This window comes from Saccharopolyspora antibiotica, from assembly GCF_047200635.1.
In the GTDB taxonomy this organism is placed as follows: domain Bacteria; phylum Actinomycetota; class Actinomycetes; order Mycobacteriales; family Pseudonocardiaceae; genus Saccharopolyspora_C.
This window is the reverse complement of sequence record NZ_JBJZOI010000006.1, coordinates 103,857-123,924: the sequence shown is the minus strand read 5'-3', so window position 1 is coordinate 123,924 and position 20,068 is coordinate 103,857. Positions and strand designations below refer to the sequence as shown.

General features: G+C 75.1%; 15 protein-coding genes. 6 read left to right on the top strand and 9 right to left on the bottom strand.

Annotated elements, in window-relative coordinates; translation table 11 throughout:
* Positions 1-199 precede the first annotated feature (199 nt).
* Positions 200-664 carry an Lrp/AsnC family transcriptional regulator gene (locus tag ACL03H_RS06240; protein WP_412810126.1) on the bottom strand — a complete coding sequence of 155 codons (465 nt, stop codon included), beginning with the start codon at positions 662-664 and terminating at the stop codon, positions 200-202.
* Positions 661-1,809: a M24 family metallopeptidase gene (locus tag ACL03H_RS06235; protein ID WP_412810125.1), complete on the bottom strand. Its 1,149-nt coding sequence runs from the start codon at positions 1,807-1,809 to the stop codon at positions 661-663. The genes ACL03H_RS06240 and ACL03H_RS06235 overlap by 4 nt, the downstream gene beginning before the upstream one ends.
* A 505-nt stretch (positions 1,810-2,314) precedes the next feature.
* Between ACL03H_RS06235 and ACL03H_RS06230 the strand changes: the two genes are divergently transcribed.
* Complete coding sequence (locus tag ACL03H_RS06230; RefSeq protein ID WP_412810238.1) at positions 2,315-3,235, top strand: 5'-3' exonuclease; 921 nt, start codon at positions 2,315-2,317, stop codon at positions 3,233-3,235.
* Here the strand turns inward: ACL03H_RS06230 and ACL03H_RS06225 are convergent, their stop codons facing one another.
* The 6 genes from ACL03H_RS06225 to ACL03H_RS06200 all read right to left on the bottom strand — a co-directional run bounded on the left by ACL03H_RS06225 (position 3,236) and on the right by ACL03H_RS06200 (position 12,291).
* Positions 3,236-4,456 carry a GNAT family N-acetyltransferase gene (locus ACL03H_RS06225; protein WP_412810124.1) on the bottom strand — a complete coding sequence of 407 codons (1,221 nt, stop codon included), beginning with the start codon at positions 4,454-4,456 and terminating at the stop codon, positions 3,236-3,238.
* A 48-nt stretch (positions 4,457-4,504) separates the two neighbouring features.
* The gene (locus ACL03H_RS06220) at positions 4,505-5,053 is read right to left on the bottom strand and encodes a DUF4333 domain-containing protein (protein WP_412810123.1); all 549 of its coding nucleotides are present in this window, start codon (positions 5,051-5,053) and stop codon (positions 4,505-4,507) included.
* 103 nt (positions 5,054-5,156) lie between these two features.
* Positions 5,157-8,054: a DEAD/DEAH box helicase gene (locus tag ACL03H_RS06215; protein ID WP_412810122.1), complete on the bottom strand. Its 2,898-nt coding sequence runs from the start codon at positions 8,052-8,054 to the stop codon at positions 5,157-5,159.
* Between the two features lie 85 nt (positions 8,055-8,139).
* The gene (locus tag ACL03H_RS06210; RefSeq protein ID WP_412810121.1) at positions 8,140-9,045 is read right to left on the bottom strand and encodes a diacylglycerol/lipid kinase family protein; all 906 of its coding nucleotides are present in this window, start codon (positions 9,043-9,045) and stop codon (positions 8,140-8,142) included.
* Positions 9,046-9,160: 115 nt separating this feature from the next.
* Positions 9,161-10,513, bottom strand: a complete 1,353-nt coding sequence (locus ACL03H_RS06205) for a helix-turn-helix domain-containing protein (RefSeq protein ID WP_412810120.1) — start codon at positions 10,511-10,513, stop codon at positions 9,161-9,163.
* 461 nt (positions 10,514-10,974) lie between these two features.
* On the bottom strand, positions 10,975-12,291 hold the full coding sequence (locus ACL03H_RS06200; RefSeq protein WP_412810119.1) for a COG1470 family protein: 1,317 nt from the start codon (positions 12,289-12,291) through the stop codon (positions 10,975-10,977).
* A gap of 136 nt (positions 12,292-12,427) precedes the next feature.
* Between ACL03H_RS06200 and ACL03H_RS06195 the strand changes: the two genes are divergently transcribed.
* From ACL03H_RS06195 to ACL03H_RS06175, 5 genes are all read left to right on the top strand, one after another.
* Positions 12,428-13,051: a helix-turn-helix transcriptional regulator gene (locus ACL03H_RS06195; protein ID WP_412810118.1), complete on the top strand. Its 624-nt coding sequence runs from the start codon at positions 12,428-12,430 to the stop codon at positions 13,049-13,051.
* A 115-nt stretch (positions 13,052-13,166) separates the two neighbouring features.
* Complete coding sequence (locus ACL03H_RS06190; protein WP_412810117.1) at positions 13,167-16,178, top strand: hypothetical protein; 3,012 nt, start codon at positions 13,167-13,169, stop codon at positions 16,176-16,178.
* Between the two features lie 10 nt (positions 16,179-16,188).
* Positions 16,189-16,887: a Pvc16 family protein gene (locus ACL03H_RS06185; RefSeq protein WP_412810116.1), complete on the top strand. Its 699-nt coding sequence runs from the start codon at positions 16,189-16,191 to the stop codon at positions 16,885-16,887.
* A complete protein-coding gene (locus ACL03H_RS06180; RefSeq protein ID WP_412810115.1) occupies positions 16,884-18,863 on the top strand; it encodes an ATP-binding protein in 1,980 nt (659 codons plus the stop codon). The genes ACL03H_RS06185 and ACL03H_RS06180 overlap by 4 nt, the downstream gene beginning before the upstream one ends.
* 155 nt (positions 18,864-19,018) lie before the next feature.
* Entirely contained in the window at positions 19,019-19,453 is a 435-nt protein-coding gene (locus ACL03H_RS06175) for a VOC family protein (RefSeq protein WP_412810114.1), read from the top strand.
* Here ACL03H_RS06175 and ACL03H_RS06170 read toward each other — a convergent pair whose 3' ends face one another.
* A complete protein-coding gene (locus ACL03H_RS06170; protein WP_412810113.1) occupies positions 19,454-20,050 on the bottom strand; it encodes an eCIS core domain-containing protein in 597 nt (198 codons plus the stop codon).
* Positions 20,051-20,068: the final 18 nt, after the last annotated feature.

Genomic DNA, 20,068 nt, shown 5'->3' with positions numbered 1-20,068 from the left:
CTCGTCGCACCGTCCGCTCCGGGCTCGCACGAGCACGTCCGAGCGTTCCTCGAGCGCATCGGCGCCCCCTCCCGGGCATCGCGGCGACTGGTACCGTCCCGCCGAACATGAGACGGATTTCCCCCGCGCACCAACGAACCCCGAAAAGCGGAGTGGCGGCGCCGGACGAACCGGCACCGCCACTCCAGGTAGGACGCGATCAGATCTGCGGCGGCCGGTGCTCGTACGGCGTGGACAGCACCACCGTCGTGCGGGTGGAGACCTTCGCCGCCTCCCGGATCTGGCGCAGCAGCTCCTCCAGGCCCAACGGCGAGGCCACCCGCACCTGCAGGATGTAGGACTCGTCCCCCGCGACCGAGTAGCAGGACTCGATCTCCGGCAGGTGCTCCAGCCGCTGCGGGTAGTCGTCCGGCGCCGCCGGATCGATCGGCGTCAGCGAGATGAACGCCGTCATCGGGAGGCCGATCTGGTCACCGTCCACCTTGGCCACGTAGCCCAGCAGCGCCCCGCGCTGCTCCAGGCGCCGCACCCGCTGGTGCACGGCGGAGACGCTCAGGCCCACGCGCTCGGCGAGATCGGTGAAGCTGCACCGGCCGTCGTGCGCCAGCTCGCGCAGGATGGCCCGGTCGGTCGCCTCCAGCTCGCCCGTGTTGCGGTCGCTCACGCCGGCAGCACCACCAGGTCGCGCGGTCGCTCGTTGACGCTGAGCACGCCGTCGTCGGTGACGATCACGATGTCCTCGATCCGGGCGCCCCAGCGCCCCGGGTGGTAGATGCCGGGCTCGACGCTGAACGCCATGCCCGCCTCCAGCACCAGGTCGTTGCCGCCGATGATGTAGGGCTCCTCGTGGACGTCCAGGCCGATGCCGTGGCCGGTGCGGTGGATGAACCGCTCGCCGAACCCGGCCGCCGCGATCGGCTCCCGCGCGGCCGCGTCGATCGACTCCGCCGTCGCGCCGGGGCGCACCGCCCGCACGGCGGCCGCCTGCGCGGCCTGCAGCACCGCGTAGGTCTCCGCCACGTCCGCCTGCGCGGGCTCGCCCACCGCGTACGTGCGGGTGGAGTCGGAGTTGTAGCCGGAGGGCAGCGGGCCGCCGATGTCCACGACCACCACGTCCCCGGCCTCGATCACCCTGCCGGAGACGTCGTGGTGCGGGCTCGCCCCGTTCGCGGCCGAGCCGACGATGACGAACTCGGCCTCCGCGTGCCCCTCCTCGACGATGGCGGCGGCGATGTCCGCGCCCACCTCCGCCTCGGTGCGCCCGGCGCGGAGGAACTCCGCCATCCGCGCGTGCACCCGGTCGATCGCGGCACCCGCGGCGCGCAGCTGCTCGATCTCAGCGGCGTCCTTGCGCATCCGCAGCTCGCGCAGCACCGGCCCGGCCAGCACCTGCTCCGCACCGGTCACCCCGCGCAGCGGCAGGGCGTGCAGCGCGGGCATCACGTCCGCGACCGCGAGCCGGGACGGCGCCCCGCCCCGCTTCAGCAGGTCCGCGACCAGCGCGTGCGGATCCTCGCCGTCGACCCAGGTGATGATCTCGACTCCGAGCTCCTGGGCGGGCACGTCCGCGTAGCCGGGGGCTTCCAGCTTCGGCAGCACCAGCACCGGGGCGCCGGGGCGGCCCGCGGCGGGCAGCACCAGGGCGCTCAGCCGCTCGAAGGACTCGCCGCGAGCACCGAGCAGGTACCGCAGGTCCGAACCGGGGGTGATCAGCAGGGCGTCGAGGTCCGCGGTAGCGGCCGCCTCGGCGGCTCGTCCCAGCCGGGCTGCCAGCACCGCGGGATCCTGCTTGAGCGAATCAGTGGCCATGGCCACTTACCCTAAGTGCCGCTCGGCGCCCGCGTATCCCTCGGGTGGCCCACCGGACCGGCCAACCTGCGGCCGCGCCGCCGCGGGCCCTCGCCTCGTCCCAGCGGCGTCGCGTCCCGGCCGCCCGCCCGCGCGACCTCCTCGGCGTGGTTCGGGGCCGAGCTCGGCGCGCGGAGCGCGCCCCGGAGGCGCTGAGCGAGCCGGGCAGGACTCGAAGGTCCGGCCCGGCTCGCCGCACCGGCCGAGCGGTGACGTCCGGGGAGGATCGATCGCTCGGCCGGAGTCGGCCCGCCACCGGTCGGGGGTGCGTTGACGGGCCGTCCAGCCCCGGCCTCGGCGGCCGGGAGATCCGCGCGCCGCCCGTCCACGACGGGCGGCACTGGTTCAGACCCTAAGCGGTAACTCGGGTGGCCTAGTGACAGCGATCTGACAGCCTTCGCCCGCGGCCGGTCGAAGGCCGGTGCCGGTGGGGCGTGACAGAGTGGGCGCCGTGACCGGATCCGTGATGCTGATCGACTCCGCCGGACTGTGGTTCCGCTCGTACTACGCGCTCCCCGACTCGCTCACCGCCCCCGACGGCACTCCGGTGAACGCGGTCCGCGGGTTCTGCGACATGCTCGCGAAGCTGCTCGCCGAGCAGCGGCCGAGCCGGGTGGTGGCCTGCCTGGACGCCGACTGGCGCCCGCGGTTCCGCGTCGAGGCGCTGCCCTCCTACAAGGCGCACCGCGTCGCCGAGCAGCAGCCGGACGCGGAAGAGGTGCCGGACGCGCTCGGCCCGCAGATCCCCGTCGTGCTGGAGGTGCTCGACGCCCTGGGCGTGGCGACCGCCGAGGCCGCGGGTTACGAGGCCGACGACGTCATCGGCGCCCTGGCCGACCGCGAGCGCGCGGACCGGGTGGAGGTCGTCACGGGTGACCGCGACCTGTTCCAGCTGGTGCGCACCGAGCCGGTCCCGGTGCGGGTGCGCTACGTGGGCGCGGGGCTGGCCAAGGCGCAGGAGTTCGGGCCCGCTGAGCTGGCCGAGCGCTACGCGCTGGACCCGGCGCGGGCCGGGATCGCCTACGCCGAGATGGCGATGCTGCGCGGCGACCCCTCGGACGGCCTGCCCGGGGTGGCGGGCATCGGGGAGAAGACCGCCGCGAAGCTGATCACCGAGTTCGGCTCGCTGGAGGCGCTGCGCGCCGCGGCCGCGCGCGAGGACCGGCGGCTCACCCCCCGGGTGCGCGGGAAGCTGGCCGAGTCCTCGGGCTACCTGGACGCCGCCCCCTCGGTGGTGCTGGTGGCGCGGGACGCGCCCGTGGTGGTCGATCGCGAGGACGACGCCGTGCCCGCCGCCCCCGCCGATCCGGACCGGCTCGCGGAGCTCGGGGCGCGCTGGGGCCTCGGCGGCCCGCTGGACCGGCTGATCGCCGCCGTGGGCGGCTGATCAGAACCCGGTGCCGCACCACGGCGGCCGCGGCACCGCGAACAGCCGGTCCGCGCGGTCGAGGGCCGCGGGTTCGCGCACCTCGATCAGGCCGGCCGCCGCCAGCGTCGACGGCGCGACGTCGCCCAGGTACAACGCGCCCAGCAGGGCCGCGTCCAGGGCGAGCTGGGGGCGCTCCGCGCAGCGCACGGCACCGTCCGGGCCGATCCGGTAGTTCCCGGCGTTGTCCGGCAGCGTCGCGTCGCGCACCTCGACCACCACGGGTTCCGCCGCGCCCCAGGAGCGGGCGGCCAGGGCGGTCGGCACGTCCACCAACCGCACCCACAGGTCGTCGTCGAGCCGTTCGACCCGGCACCCGCGCCGCTCCTCCAGCCACCAGTGCAGCGGCTCGTCCAGCGGCCGGTCGATCGCGACGACCTCGGTCATCAGGTCCAGGCCGAGCACGAACCGCCACAGCGAGGCCGAGGCGGCGGGGCCGGCGCCGACGAGATCGGTGATCCGCACCGTCACCGAGCCGTCCCCGAAGCGGTGGTCGGTCTTGGACGGCGCGAACAGCACGAAGCCGTCGTCGGCGCCGGACTCGTCGGAGCGCACCGCGATCCGCGTCGAACCGCCGTTCCCCGCGGTGTCGCACAGCCGGGTCGCCCACCAGCCCGCGTTCCGGGCGATGAGCCCGGGCCTGCCCGTCGCGATCCGGGCGTAGAGCTCCGGGAGCAGCTCCTCGGCGGCGGGGCCGTCCACCAGCCGCACGCTCCCGCCGACCGGAACCTCCGGCCGCATCCGCGCCAGCGAGCTGGCGATCGCGAGCCGGTAGGTGCGACTGGCCAGGCCGTAGCCGAAGCGCGGGTAGATCGTCGTCTCCGACGCGTGCAGCATCGCGATCGGCTCGCCGCGCTCCCGGAGGTCGGCGAGCTGGGCGTCCATCAGCGCCCGCAGCAGCCCGCGCCGCGTGCGGTCCGCGCGCACCCCGACCCCGGTCACCGCCGCCGCGGGCAGCACCGCCCCGCCGGGCACCTCCAGCGCCGAGCTCAGCGACATCGCGGTACCGCTGAGCTCGCCGCCGAGGAACGCCCCGAACGCGCGTCCCGGCTCGTAGCGCGTCACCGAACGCGCCCACCGCTCCTCGGGGGTGCGCTCGGTGTGGTGCAACGAGGCCACGAACAGCTCGTGCGCCGCGCGGTACTCGGACTCGGCCAGGTGTCGTACGTCGAGGTCGTTCACACCCCCGATCCTGCCCAGCGCAGCGGCGCGCGTCGAGCGAAATTCCCGCTACCTCGGGTAGCCGACCTCGTAGGTCCCGGAGGAGTCCCGGACGGTGACGGAGACGCGCTTGCGGCCGCCGGGCAGCGACACCTCGCAGTCGAAGCTGCTGCCGACCACGACCCGCTGCCCGTCCGGGCAGCGCACCGACTCGACGGCGCTGAGGTGGTAGGAGCGCTCCAGGGTCCGCGCGACGCCGTGCTGCACGCTGTTCGCGTCGAACCGGTCGTGCACCAGCACAGCCGGGTGCACGAAGCCCACCACGGCGAGCGATCCGGCGACCGCGACGAGGACGACCCCGCCGATCAGCCACGGCGCCTTCGAGGCCCGCCGGGGTGGCAGCGGCGGGGGCGGCGGCGCCGAGCCGCGCCCGGGCGGCCCGACCGTGATCGGCGGCAGGTTCGGGTGAGTCGTCTCGGCCGCGCCGACGTCCCGCGGCCCCGGCGGAGCGGGCCGCGGCCTGCCCGGTCGCCCCGGCCCCCCGCGCGGGTGGGCCTGCGGACCACCGGGGTGCGGAGGCCGACCGCGCTGCGGGGGCGGTCCGTAGGGGCCGGTCATCAGGTACCTCCGGGGACTGGCTGCTCGTTCCGGTGCGGCGACCCCCGACCCGCCACGCGACAGATCCAATCACAGCCCGGAACCGCGGCCGGTACCCCGGCGATCACATCGCGCCGGCCGCCACGACTCCCCGCTGGATCGCCGCGACGGCCTTCGCCGCCGCCGAGCCGATCGGATCGGACCTGCCGGTGACGTCCCGGATCTGGTCCAGCAGGTCCACCACCTGCCTGCACCAGCGCACGAAGTCGCCGGCGGAGAGCTCGTGCCCGGTGGACTCGGCCGCGGTGAGCACCCGCTCCAGCGACTCGCCCCGCGCCCACCGGTACACCGGCCAGGCGAAACCGGCGTCCGGTTCCCTGGTGCGGTCCAGCTTGTGCCTGCGCTCGTCCTCCTCCAGCTCGCCCCAGACGTGCCAGGTCCTCTCCAGCGCGTCGGTGACCGGACCGGAGGGCACCGCCGGGGCCACCGGGCTCTCCCGGCGGGACTCGAACACGAGCGCGGACACGACCGCCGCGAGTTCGGCGGGTTGCAGCGAGGTCCAGATCTCCGCGCGCAGGCACTCGGCGGCCAGCAGGTCGGACTCGCTGTAGAGCCGGGACAACCGCCTGCCGTGCTCGGTCACCGGCCGCTCCGGATCGTCCGCGGTGACGTAGTCGCGCTCGGCGAGCAGCCCGATGATCCGGTCGAAGGCGCGCGCCAGCGAGTGCGTCGTGGTCGCGACCTTGCGCCGCAGGTGCTCGGTCTCCGACCGCAGCCGCTCGTGGCGCTCGGCCCAGCGGGCGTGCTTCTCCCGCTCGTCGCAGCCGTGGCACGGGTGCGCCTTGAGCGCGCGCCGCAGGCTCGCCAGCTCGGCGTCGTCGCCGGAGTCCGCCCGCCGCCTGCTCCGCCCGCCCGACGTGGAGATCCCCGTCTCCCGCAGCCCGGAGGCCAGGTCGCGGCGGGACTTCGGCGAGCGGGTGTCGACGTGCTTGGGCAGCCGCATCCGGCCCAGCGCCTCCACCGGCGAGGTGAAGTCGGCGACCGACAGCCGACCGGACCAGCGGTCCTCGGTGACCACCAGCGGGCGCGGCTCGCCCATCGGCTCCAGGCCGGGGTCGATCACCACGGCGAGCCCGGAGCGGCGCCCGGCGGGGACCTGGATGACGTCGCCCTTGCGCAGCCGCTCCAGCGACTTCGCCGCCTCGGCCCGCTTGGACGCCCGGTTCTGCTTGGCCAGCACCTTCTCCCGCTCGGCGATCCGGCGGCGCAGCGCGAAGTACTCGGCGAAGTCGCCGAGGTGGCAGGTCATCGATTCGGCGTAGCCCTGCAGGGCCTCGGCGTTGCGGTCCACCCGCCGCGACATGCCGACCACCGAGCGGTCCGCCTGGAACTGCGCGAAGGACTGCTCCAGCAGGTCGCGCGCCGCGTCCCGCCCGACGCGCTGCACCAGGTTGACCGCCATGTTGTAGCCGGGGCGGAACGAGGAGCGCAGCGGGTAGGTGCGGGTGGAGGCGAGCCCGGCGACCTGCTTGGGGTCCACGCCGGGCTGCCAGACCACGACCGCGTGACCCTCGACGTCGATGCCGCGCCGTCCCGCTCGCCCGGTGAGCTGGGTGTACTCGCCGGGGGTGAGGTCGACGTGGGACTCGCCGTTGAACTTGACCAGCCGCTCCAGCACCACGGTGCGGGCGGGCATGTTGATGCCCAGCGCCAGGGTCTCGGTGGCGAAGACCGCCTTGACCAGGCCCCGGACGAACAGCTCCTCGACGGTCTCCTTGAACGCGGGCAGCAGCCCGGCGTGGTGCGCGGCGACCCCGCGCTCCAGGGCGTCGCGCCACTCCCAGTAGCCCAGCACGGCGAGGTCGGCCTCGGGCAGCGAGCTGGTGTGCCGCTCGATGATCTCGCGGATCTCCTCGGCCTCGTGCTCCCCGGTCAGGCGCAGCCCGGCGCGCACGCACTGGCTCACGGCCGCGTCGCAGCCCGCCCGGCTGAAGATGAACACGATCGCGGGCAGCAGGCCTGCCGAGTTCAGGCTGTCGAGGACCTCCACGCGGGACGGCGGGAAGAAGCGCGGCGGACGCGGCCCCTTGCGGCGGTTGCCGGGGCCACCGCGTCCCCGCCCGTAGGGCGCGTGCACCCGGGAGAGCTCCTGGGTGTGGCGCAGCAGCCGCGGGTTGAGCTGGAGCTCCCGGTCGTCGGTCTCGCCGCCGAAGAGGTCGAACATCCGCGACCCGACCTGCATGTGCTGCCACAGCGGGACCGGGCGGTGCTCGTCGACGACGACGGTGGTGTCCCCGCGCACCTCCACCAGCCACTCGCCGAACTCCTCGGCGTTGCTGACCGTCGCCGACAGGCTCGCCAGCTGCACGTGGTCGGGCAGGTGCAGGATGACCTCTTCCCACACCGCTCCCCGGAAGCGGTCGGCGAGGTAGTGCACCTCGTCCATCACCACGTAGCCGAGCTGGTCGATGCCCCGGGAGCCCGCGTAGAGCATGTTGCGCAGCACCTCGGTGGTCATCACGACCACCTGGGCGTCGCCGTTGATCGAGGTGTCGCCGGTGAGCAGGCCGACCGCGTCCTCGCCGTAGCGGTCGCAGAAGTCGGCGAACTTCTGGTTGGACAGCGCCTTGATCGGCGTGGTGTAGAAGCAGCGGCGGCCCTCGGACAGGGCCAGGTGCACCGCGAACTCGCCGACCACCGTCTTGCCCGCCCCCGTCGGCGCGCACACCAGGACCCCGTGGCCCGATTCGAGGGCCTGGCAGGCGGTGCGCTGGAAGGCGTCGAGCTCGAAGGACATCGCCGAGGAGAACTCGGCGAACTTCGGGTGGGCGCTGCGGCGGCGGTGCGCGGCGTAGGACTCGGCCGGAGAACCCCCCGTCTCGGCGGGACCGCCGCCAGCGGGACCACCGGCGGCGGGACCACCGCTGGTGGGCCGGCCGCCGCGGGTGCGGGTACGGCGCGGGCCAGCACCTCCCGGTGAACCGGGGGCGCCGCCATCCGAGCCCGAGCTTTCCGGATGCATGTCAGAGTGCGAACGGCTCACAGCCACCTGACTAGGCTTTCACATCCCCCCGACGCCCGTCGCAACCGTGCACCCGGCGCGCCGGTCACGCCGCCTCGCCGTCGCGGGTGGCCGTGGCCGGTGCGAGCACCCGCAACGCCCCCGGCTGGCAGCGCAGGCTCACCGGGAGCCGGACCTGGGGTTCGCCATCGGCGAACGCGGTCCAGCCGTTGGTCCCGCCCAATCGCACCGAACGGGCCCGCACCGTGCGCACGGCGGGGTGCTCCACGTGCTTGCCGGTGCGCATCGCGGGCAGCACCCGCAGCAGGTCGGCGCGGCTGATCTCGCCGACGACCGTGACGTCGAACAGACCGTCGGTCGGATCGGCCTCGGGGCAGATCGGGACTCCACCGCCGTAGAACGGGGTGTTGCCGACCGCGACGCAGGTCGCGGCCACGTCCAGCACCACGTTGTCGGCTTCCACCCGCAGCGGCATCGCCCGCAGCTCGGCCAGCTCGCGCAGCAGCGCCACGTCGTAGCGGGCGCGCCCGATGGGCAGCCGGGAGTGGTTGGCGCGGGCGTTGACCTGGGCGTCGAACCCGGCGCAGAGCACGGTGGCGAAGCGCTGCCCGCCGACGACGCGGCCCAGGTCCACGGCCCGGCGCTGCCCGCCCTGCACGGCGTCGGTGGCCACGCGGGCGGCGGCGAGCGGGTCGCTCGGCAGCCCGAGCGCGCGGGCGAGGTCGTTGCCGGTGCCCACCGGGATGATCGCCAGCGCGGTGCGCGCCCCCGCGCAGGCCTGCACCGCCGCGTGCGCGCTGCCATCACCGCCGAGCACGGCCAGCACGTCGACGTCGTCGGCGACCGCGGTGCGAGCCCCGGCCGCGAGCTCGGCGGCGTCGCGGGCCAGCACGACCCGGACGGCCGAGACCACCCGGAACCGGCGCACGACGTCGGCCGCGACGGAGGCGGCGCGGCGGGACGAGGGATTGATCAGGACGACGGTGCGCATGGGGCAACATCGTGGACCACACCCCCGACGCCTGACCAGCGCCCCGACCTCCGCCGCCGCCGAGCGACCCGCGCGCGGCACCGGCGGTGAGCCCGACCGCGTGTCGGCGGGGCGGTCAGCACCCCGCGCCGCGACGGCGGAGGGCGTGGTGGCGCGCGGGCGCCCGCCCCGCCAGGGCGGTGGCGCGGGCGCGCAGCGCCGGGAGCGGTTCCTCGGCGGCGCAGCGCTCGGCGGCGAACAGCCGCAGCAGCGCGGGCAGCTCGTAGCTCCCACCGCCCGCGGCGCACTCCAGCAGCCCGAGGTCGACCAGCTCCTCCAGCGCCCGCCCGGCGGAGTCCACGTCGACCTCCCCGAGCACCGCCACCCGCCGCACCGCGATCTCGCCGTCCTCGACCGCCGAGAGCCGCCGGAACACCGATCGCGCCACATCACCGCACAGCCGGTAGGAGGCCTCGAACGCGGGCCGCACCCGCAGGTCGCCCGCGGTGAGCTCGGTGAGCCGACCGGAGGGGTCGTCGAGCACCCGAAGCAGGTCCGCGACCCGCCAGCGCGGCCGTTCGGCGAGGCGGTTGCCCGCGATGCGCAGCGCCAGCGGCAGGTGCCCGCACAGCCCGGCCAGGGCCAGGCTCGCCGAGGGCTCGCGCCGGATCCGCTCCGCTCCGGCGATCGCGGCCAGCAGCCGCACCGAGTCGGCGGGGGCGAGCACGTCCAGCGGCACCCGCCCGACCGATTCCAGCCCGGCGAGCCCGCGGCGGCCCGCGACCAGCACCAGGCAGTCCGGATTGCTCGGCAGCAGCGGCCGCACCTGCTCCTCACCGGTGACGTCGTCGACCAGCAGCAGCACCTTCCGGTCCCGCAGCAGCGAGCGGTAGAGGCTGGAGCGCGCGTCCGTCCCCTCCGGCAACCTGCGGGAGGGCACTCCCAGCGCGCCGAGCAGCACGCCCAGCACGTGCGCGACGTCCACCGGCCCCCGGCCCAGCGGCAGGTGGAAGCACCCGCCGGGGTACGCGTCGGCGAGCCGGTGCGCGGCGCGCACCAGGAAGGCGGACTTGCCCGACCCCGGCGCACCGGTGATGACGAACACGGGCGCCCGGTGCGAGTCGCGGCGGTCCGCGAGCCGCGCGCGCAGCTCGGCCAGCTCCCGCTCCCGGCCGGTGAAATCGGCGATCTCCGGTGGCGGCGCGCACAACAACCCGCCCCAGCCGGGTTCGGATGCGGCCGGCTCGGCACCGCCGCGCGGCAGCAGCGCGCGCAGCTCGGCCTCATCGGTGGTGAGCGCGGCGGCCAGCGCGCGCAGCGTGCGGGTCTGGGGACGGGCGACCCGGCCGCGTTCGAGGTCGCCGATGGCGCGGGTGCTGATGCCGGTGCGGCGGGCCAGTTCTTCCTGGGTCATCCCGGTGCCGAGGCGGCGGTGGCGGAGGGCGGTCGCGAAGTCCGGTGGGGGTTCCCCGGATCCGACCTGCGCCATGTCCGCACCACTCCTGCCCCGGCGGCGCGTGCCGAAAGCGGCCCGCACCGCGATGCCGCGCCAGAATTCGGTCGCGGCGTTGCGATACCGGCGATCTGCCCGTTTTCCCGGTAATTCCGGTTTCCCATCATCCCGTGATCACGGGTCCGGCACAACGACTTTCGCAATCATCTCGGAGGACGCATCCGGTTTCGCCGAAACGACTTTTCCACGACGCCTCCGGGTGCACCCGAATGGAAGCCGAATGCCACTCGTTCAGCCGAGCGCGGTCGATCTCATCGGCAGAATCACCGCTTCCTTCTTCCCGCGAATCTTCCTGGCCCGGTCCGGAGTTTCGTGATTCGCTGACGGCAGGGGCGCCGGGCGGGTGGCGGCGAGGGAATCGGGGAGAGCGGGGCATGACGAGTGTCCGGAGCGCGGGCGGGCGCGGGCCGATCCGCGCGACGCGGCGGTTTTCGCCGTCAGCGCGGCAGATCGCGCAGCACGCCGCTGACGTTGAGCACCTCCACGCACCCCGCAGACCGCCTGCCCGACGGCGGGGTCCCGGGCAGCGCGCAGGTCGCCCGGGCGCTGACCGACTCACCGGCGGGGATCTCGATCGGCGTCACCCAGTGGTAGTCCTGGTTGCGGAAGGTCTCCAGCGCGATCGTCGTCAACTGCCGCTGCCCGAAGAATACGGTGAGCACCCCCTCATCTCCCTGGTAGTTCGCGAGCACCAGGTCGGTGACGAAGAAGACCTTTCCGTCCGGGACGTCGAACGCGGCGGATCCGGTCTCCCCGCCGCCGGTCGTCACTCGAATGGTTCGGGAGAACTGTCCTCCGTTCGGCGTCGTGTTCAATCCCGGTCCGTCTCCGGATCCGGGTGGTTCCGGCGGTCCGGGCGGTTCCTCGGGCTCCGGTTCGGGTTGCGGCTGGGGAGCGGGCGGGGCGAGCTCACCCCGCTCGGCCATCTCCTGCGCCCGCTCCTGAGCGGCCTCCCGGGCGGCGCTGCGCACCTCCGGGCGCACCAGGAAGAACCAGAGCAGCAGCAGCGCGAGGATCAGCGCCAGCAGGGCGAGCAGCCAGCGCGGCAGGATCGGCAGCTGGTGCAGCTCGCCGTCGAGGTCCTCGGGCCGCGCCGCCGGTTCGGCCGCTGCCCCCGGCGATCCCGCCGCGACCGGTTCCGCGCCACCGACCGGAACGGGCGCGGCGGTGACCAGGAACGGCTTCGACGCGGGGGAACCGAACCAGATCAGCCCGCCCGCCCGCGCGCGCAGCCGGATCTCCACCTGCTCGCCGGGTTCGACGTCCGGCCGCTCCCGCTCCAGCCGGAAGCCCAGCTCCTCCGCCGGGTCGCTCGGGGTGAGCGGCACCTCGATCGGCGCGTTGCCCTGGTTGTGCAGCACGACGCGGTAGCGACCGGTGCGCCAGGCGCGGCGGCGCTGCGGAGCGAGCCAGGCGCGGAGCTGCTGGAACGGCTCGACGCGCACGGTGCCCTCGGGAACCGAGACGAGATCGGGGCGCTCCACCGGCCGGACCCGCACGCCCAGCGGGACCTCCCCGGCCCGCACCTCGGCCGAGCGCGGCGGGCGCAGCACCACGGTCGCGGTGCCCTGCGTCCCCGGGTAGAGCGAGAGGCGCTCGGGCTCGACGGTCGCCCACGCCGCGCTGTCGCCGACCACCTCGAACTCGTAGGCCTCGACGATGTCCGTGCCGTTGCGCACCACCAGGTTCGTGGTGGCCTCCCCGCCCGGGGCGACCACGATCGTCGTGTTCTCCAGTTCCGCTGAGGTGCTCACCCGACGAAAGCTAGGTGCCCGGCGACGGCGGCGGCAGGGACGCGCGGGCAGCGGGCGGGCAAGCCGGCTGCCCCCGCCGACGCCGATCCGCTGCCCGGCACCGGACCACACCCGTCCCGAGATGAGGAGAGCGGAGATGACGAGCAGAGTGCCCGTGGCAGTGCACGCGGGCGACCCGCTGTTGCGGGCCGGTGTCACCGCGCTGTTGCGACCGCGTCCCGAGGTGGAGGTGCTCGGCCCGGACGAGCAGCAGCGCGCCCAGGTGTCGCTGGTGGTGGTGGACCGGGTGGACGACGAGGCGGTGCTGCTGCTGCGGCGCCTGCAACGCACGCCGACGACGCGGACCGGGCTGGTCGTCGGCGAGTTCGGCCAGAACGCGCTGCGGATCACCATCGAGTGCGGGGTCGCCGCGGTGCTGCGGCGGGCGGAGGCCGACCAGGACCGGGTCGTCGGGCTGATCACCGCGCTGGTGCGCGGGGAGGGCGTGCTCCCGGGTGACGTGCTCAGCAGCCTGCTGGATCACGTGGGCCGGTTGCAGCGCGGCTCCGCCGACGCGGGGTTCAACCTGTCCACCCTCACCGCGCGGGAGGTGGAGGTGCTGCGGCTGATCTCGGAGGGCTTCGACACCGGGGAGATCGCGGTGAAGATGTCCTACTCGGAGCGAACGGTGAAGAACATCCTGCACGAGGTCACCACTCGCCTCCAGCTGCGCAACCGCGCGCACGCGGTGGGGCACGTGATGCGCCAGGGCCTGATCTAGCCCGGCCGTTGCCCGAAAGTCCCCGCACCGCTTCCCGCGGCGGTGCCTGCCGGGCCCTCGGCGGAACCGCGCTCGCTGACCAGGATCAGCCGGGAGCGAGCGGGGGAGGTCGGGGATGGGCGTGGTCCGGTCGGCACGGTCCGGGGTCGCGGTGGCCGGGGTGCTCGTGGTGCTGTGCGGGTTGATCTGGTTCCCCGCCGCGACCGCGCAGGAACCCGGGCCACCGGCGGACGAGGCGCGGATCGCGTTCTCCGGGACCGGGCACCGGAGCCTGGGCGTCTCCCCGGGCGATGGCGGAGGCCCGTCCGAGCCGTTCCTCGACGGCGGGCACTTCGCGCGGGACCCGGACGCGCGCGGTGGCCTGGTGGTGTTCACCAGCCTCCGCGACGAGGCGACCCCGCAGGTGTACCTGCGGGACCGCGCGGGAGCGGTGCACCAGCTCACCAGCGGCCGCGACGCCGCGCACCCGAAGCTGTCCCCGGACCTGCGGTGGGTGGTGTTCGACTCCGCCGAGGCCGGCGCGACGGGCCGGCAGCGCGAGCTGTGGCTGGCGCGGGTGGACGGGCAGCGGGTGGTGCGGCTCACCACCTCCCCGGTCGACGAGACCTGGCCGACGTTCTCGCCGGACGGCGAGCGGCTCGCGTTCTCCGGCAACGCCACCGGGCGCTGGCAGATCTACACCCGGGAGGTGTCCGGCGGGCTCTCGCTGCCGCGCACCCGGGAGCCGACCGGAGGGGCGGTGCAGCCCGCGTGGAACCCGGTCGACCAGGACCGCATCGCCTACGCCTGGGACGCGGACGGGGACCTCGACGGCACCGACGACCGGCAGGTGCGGGTGCTCTCCGGGCAGCAGGCGACGATCGGCGTCCCGCTGCTGGGCGGGGCGCAGGAGCGGTGGTCGAGCAGCTGGCCCGTGTGGCGTCCGGACGGGAACTCGCTGCTGTTCCTGAGCCGGGACCGGATCGGGGCCGGCGGGCGCGGGGCCACCGGCGCCCACCTGGCCGACGCCCGCTCGGCGCCGACGACGAGCCCGCCGGTGCTGGTGGTCGACGGGCCCCGGGACGTCTCCTCGCCCGCCCCGCTGCCGGACGGCCGGGTGCTGGTGGAGCGCCCCACCGCCGCCGCCAACGTCGCGGTGCTGCAGGACATCCGGCCCGACGGCAGCGATCCGCGCAGCCTCGGGGTGGAAGTGCTGCACGAGGACCCGCTGGCCGTCGACGACTCCAACCGCCTCTTCGAACCCGACCCGGACTACGACCCGTGGACGCAGCGGCAGTCCTACTCGCCGGACGGCTCGACCATCGCGGTGAGCGTGTTCCGCGGGCCCGCGGGCGATCGGGAGCAGCGGATCGAGCTGGTGGGCTCCGACGGGACGAACCGGCGGGAACTGCGCATCGCGGACCGGGAGCCGGGGGACTGGGAGACCGACGCCGCCTGGTCCCCGGACGGCAGGCGGATCGCCGTGGCCCGGCGATCCCCCGGGGGCCAGCCCGGCGACCAGGACCGGGGGAAGAGCCGGATCGTGATCGTGGACGTGGCGACCGGCGAGATCGTCGACCGGGTGCCGCCGCGGAACCCGGCCGAGGACGACACCCAGCCCGTCTTCTCCCCCGACGGCGAGCGGCTCGCGTTCAGCCGCGGGCAGCTGATCGTGCCGGACGAGCAGCGCTACAACCACGTCTGGTTCGCCCAGGCCGGGAACCTGGGCCAGCAGCGCAACGTCACCGAGGAGATCTGCGACTGCCCGCAGCTGGTGGTCGACGACAGCGCCGCCTTCTCCCCGGACGGGCGGAGCATGGTGTTCAACCGGGAACCGCACGGCCTGTACCGCTACGAGCTCGACGACGGGTCCTGCTCGGTGCTCCTGCCCGACGCGGAGGACGCCTGCCGCGACAAGCCCGGGGACGGCGCGGACCCGCCGGAGCACTTCCAGCCGCGCGACTTCAGCTGGTCGCCGGACGGCACCAGCGCGGTGTTCTCGGAGCGGGAGAGCGTCAACGCCCCCGAGCACCAGTCGATCGTGGACCTGCGGACGGGCCGGATCACCCCGCTGACGCGGGGATTCCCCGGCCGGCAGAAGGAAGCCACCTGGCAGGCGACGGTCGACCTGGAGGTGACCGCGCCCGGACGCACCGACGAGATCGATCTGGACGACGAGGTCCGGGTGACCGCCCAGGTCACCAACCACGGCCCGGCCGCCTCGCCCGGCTCGCGCGTCGAGCTGACCGTCCCCGACGGCGCGCGGCTGACCGGGATCGACTCCTCGACCGGGGAGTGCGCGGCCCGGAGCTGCGATCTCGGCCTGCTGCGGCCGGACCGGACGGTGCGGGTGACCGCGACCGTCGTCGGCGTCGAGGGCGGCGACCAGCCGGTGCGGTGGGAGGTCGACGGCCGGATGCGCGACAACCGCCCCGCCGACAACACCGCCACCACCGTCATCCCGGTGCGCGCGCCGGGACCGCCGCCGCCACCGCCGCCGCCGGCCGGCCCCGGGGTGAGCGTGCGGGCTGAGCCGAACCCGTCCTACGCGGGCGGCCGCACCGACGTCACCTTCACCGTCCGCAACACGGGCCGCTCCCCCGCGACCGGCCTGGAGCTGGACATCGCGCTGCCGCCGGGGATCCCGGTGACCGCGCTGCCGCCGGGCTGCACCGCGAGCCGGTGCCTGCTGCCGGACCTGCCGCCCGGGGCGGAGCGGCCGGTGGTGCTGGTGCTGGCGCCGCGGGACGCGCTGGAGGCCGAGATCGTCGCCACCGTGCGCACCACCGGTACCGACACCACTACGGCCGACAACGTGGCGCGCACCCCCTACCGCGTCCTGCGACCGCGGATCATCGCCGTGCCGGAGGTCGGCGAGCCCGGCTTCGTGACCTCGGTCCGCGGCTTCGACTTCCCGCCGGGGGTGCCGGTGCGGTTGCACTGGACGCCGGGCATCACCGCGGCCGCCGCGCCCGCGTTCCCCCGGGGTGACGGCACGTTCGCCGCGCAACTGCTGATCCTGCCCAAGGACCAGCTGGGCCCGCGCGACATCACCGCCACCGGCAACGGGTTCAGCCCGGTGCACATCCCGACCCCGTTCCTGGTGGTCGCCCCGACGGTGCCACCCCCGCTGCTGGGGCGCCGGTGAGGAGCGCGCGGTGATCCACGAGGTCGACGAGGGACTGCGGCTGCTGCTGGCCGAGGAGGGCGTGCCCGGCTCCGGGGTGGAACTGGCCTTCGACCCGCCCACGACGGACTGGGCCGCACGGCGCAACGCCCCCACCGTGAACGTGTTCCTCTACGACATCCGCGAGGACGCGGGCAGGCACCGGAGCGGGCGGGTGGAGCGGCGCGACGAGGCGGGCACCGTCCTCGGCTGGTACGGCCCGCCGCACTGGTTCCAGCTGTCCTACCTGGTCACTGCCTGGACGAACCGGCCGCAGGACGAGCACCGGCTGCTGGCGCAGGTGCTGCGCGGCCTGGTGCGGCACGAGGTGCTCGCCGAGCGCTGGCTCACCGGCACCCTGGCCGAGCTCGCGCTCACCGTCCCGCTCGCCACCGGCGGCGAGCCCGCCGAGGGCCGGTCGTCCTCGGAGGTGTGGTCGGCGCTGGGCGGCGAGCTCAAGCCGTCGATCCCGCTGCGGGTGACCGCGCCGCTGGCCGGGGATCTGGAACCCGCCGGGCCGCCGGTCACCGAGGGCGTGCTGCTGCGGGCGGAGTCCACCGCCCACGAGCGCGGGGAGCTCGGCGAGCAGGACCGCCACCTGCGCTACGAGAGGAGCGCGGCCGAGGGCGCGCCCTTCTCCGCCGCGCGGGCCCGCCCGGCCCCCCGGCGCCGGAAGCGGGGACCCCGATGACGGTCGGCGACCCGCCGCTGTGGGAACGGCTGGCCGCGCTCGAACGGCGGGTGCGCGCGGCGGTCGACGCCCGCACCGGCCCGGACCGCGACGACCCGTACCGGGGCCTGTACCTGACCGAGGAACTGGTGCGCGAGGTTCTCGCCACGCCGTCCCCGGCGTGGACGGCCGGGACCGCCGAGCCGGTCGCGGAGGTCGAGGGGGGTTCGCGGGCGGCCCGCCTGGCTGCGGATTTCTCGTTGGACGCCGGGGCGGCCGAGTTCCTGCTCATCGCCCTGGCCCCGGAGCTGGACCCGCGCTTCGAGCGCCTGTACGGCTACCTCAACGACGACGTCACCCGCAGGCACGCGACGGTCGGGCTCGCCCTGGAGCTGTGCGGGATGCCGACGGCCGGGGCGGACCGCTTCCGCTTCTCCCCCGGTTCGCCGCTGGTGGCGGGAGGTCTGCTGGAGGTTCGCGAGCCGGAGCGCCCGCTGCTGTCGCGCCCGCTGCGGGTCCCGGACCGCGTGGTGGGCCACCTGCTCGGGGAGGACGCCCTCGATCCGTCGCTGACGGGCCCGGTGCGGGTGGTCGCGGGGGTGACCGAGGCGTCCGGGGAGCTGGTGAAGCGGCTGGCGGCGGGTCTGGACTCGGGAGCCGGGGCGGTGCACCTGCGCGGCTCGGAGGAGGCCGAGCGGTGGGCGCTGGACGCGCTCGGCGCGAGCGGGCGAGCGGCGCTGGTCCTGGACCCCGCCGCCCTGGACGCGGACTTCCCGATCGCCGAGCTGGTGCGGGAGGTCCGGCTGCGCCGGGCGGGACTGGTCCTCGGCCCGGTGGACTCCGTGGCCGCTCCCGCCCAGCTGCGGCGGTTGACGGATTCCGGAATTCCCCTGCTGCTGCACGGTTCCCGCTCGTGGGATCCGTCCTGGTCGCGGGAATCCCCGGTCGAGGTGGCGCTGCCGGAACCGGACGCCGCGCTGCGCTCCCGCCAGTGGGAGCAGGCCTTCGCCCGCGCCGGAGGCGCCCCGCCGGAGGGGGCGGAGCACCTCCCGGCCTACCGCCTCAGCACCGAGCAGGTGCGCCGGGCGGCCTCGGTCGCGATCCGCCGGGCGCGCTTCGAGGCCCGCCCGGTGACCGCCGAGGACGTGCGCGCGGGCGTGCGCGCGCAGAACGGCGCGGGGTTGGAACGCCTGGCCCGCCGGATCGTCCCCGCCGTGCGCCGGGACGATCTCGTGCTTCCCGCGCCGACCCTCCGCTCCCTGGCGGAGCTGTCGATCCGGGCCCGGCACCGGGACCGCGTCCTCGGCGAGTGGCGGATGCGCCCCGGCGGCGGACGAGGACGCGGCGTGATGGCCCTGTTCGCGGGCGAGTCCGGCACCGGCAAGACCATGTCCGCCGAGGTCGTCGCGGACGAGCTGGGCGTGGACCTCTACGTCGTCGACCTGTCCGCGGTGGTCGACAAGTACGTGGGCGAGACGGAGAAGAACCTGGAGCGCATCTTCACCGAGGCGGTGGGGGTGAACGGCGTCCTGCTGTTCGACGAGGCCGACGCGATCTTCGGCAAGCGCTCCCAGGTCAAGGACGCCCACGACCGCTACGCCAACGTCGAATCGGCGTACCTGCTGCAGCGCATGGAATCCTTCGACGGCATCGCGATCCTCACCACGAACCTGCGGGCGAACCTGGACGAGGCCTTCACCCGCCGCCTGGACGTGATCGCCGACTTCCCCGTGCCCGGACCGGCGCAGCGGCGGGCGCTGTGGGACCGCTGCCTCGGCGACGCCCTTCCCCGGGCCGACGACCTGGACCTGGACCGCTGCGCCGACCGCTTCGAACTCGCCGGTGGCTCCATCCGGGCCTGCGCCGTCACCGCCGCCTACCTGGCCGCCGAAGCGGGCAGAGCGGTGTCGATGGAAGACCTCCTCGCGGCGATCCGCCAGGAGTACGCGAAGCTCGGCAGATTGGTCCTGGACGCCGACTTCGGCGGGGGCGGGTAGGCGATCGGCCGTCCGGGCCCGGCGGCGAACTCCCCGGCGCGTCCGCTGCCGCGCCGGCACCGGCCGCGCGCCGCCGGTCCGGCGATCGGCCGGCGGGCCCCGGCGCCCTCGCTCCGCGAGTACCGCTGTTCCGCCGCACCGCCTACCGTCATCGCATGGGCGTCCTGCGGATGGATCACGTCGGGGTCGTCGTCGAGGACCTCGACGCGGCGATCGGGTTCTTCACCGAGCTCGGGATGGAGGTGGAGGGTCGCGCCCCGGTCGAGGGGGCGTGGGTGGACCGGATCAACGGGATCGACGGTGTGCGGGTCGAGATCGTGATGATGCGGACTCCCGACGGGCACGGCCGGCTGGAGCTGACGAGGTTCCGCGAACCGGCCGCGGTCGGCGGCGAGCCCGCCCCGCCCAACGCGATGGGGCTGCGCAGCGTCATGTTCGCCGTCGACGACGTGGACGACACCGCGCATCGGCTGCGCGAGCACGGCGGTGCGCTGCTCGGGACGATCGAGCAGTACGAGGACGCCTACCGCCTCTGCTACGTGCGCGGCCCCGCGGGCATCATCGTCTCGCTGGCCCAGCCGCTCGGCTGATCAGGACTCCCGCTCGCCCTCCGGGCCGCGCATCACCCGGCGGGCGTTGTCCTCCGCCGCGCGCTCGAAGCGGTCCGACGGATCGGAGATCTTGAGGCCGTCGCCGCTGTCGGTGCCCGCGACCGGCCCGGAGCGCTGCTGGATGACGTGGGTGAGCTCGTGGGCGAGGGTGTGCTTGTCCGAGGCGCCGGAGCCGAGCACGACGTCGTTGCCGGAGGTGTAGGCGCGCGCCCCGATCTCGGCGGCGGAGCGCTGCGCGGTGGCACCCGTGTGCACCCGGACGTCGGAGAAGTCCGCGCCGAGCCTCGACTCCATCTCCTGCCGCACCGGCTCCTCCATCGGCTTCCCGGACGAGCTGAGCACGCTGCGCACGGAGGACCGCTGCACGGGTTCGTCCGCGAACCGCTGCACCGCTGCCTCGTCCCGGGCCTGCTCGACCATCCGGGCCACCGCGGCGTTGCCCAGGGTCCGCTGCAGGCGGAGCACGCTCGCCGCGACGCCGGACACCGGGCTCCCCGCGGTGCGGACCGGATCGACGCGCTTGCGCTCGGCCCCGGACGCGGTCTTCGCGGCCTCGTGGTCATGACGCTCTCGCATCGCTCCTCCTCGCTCAGG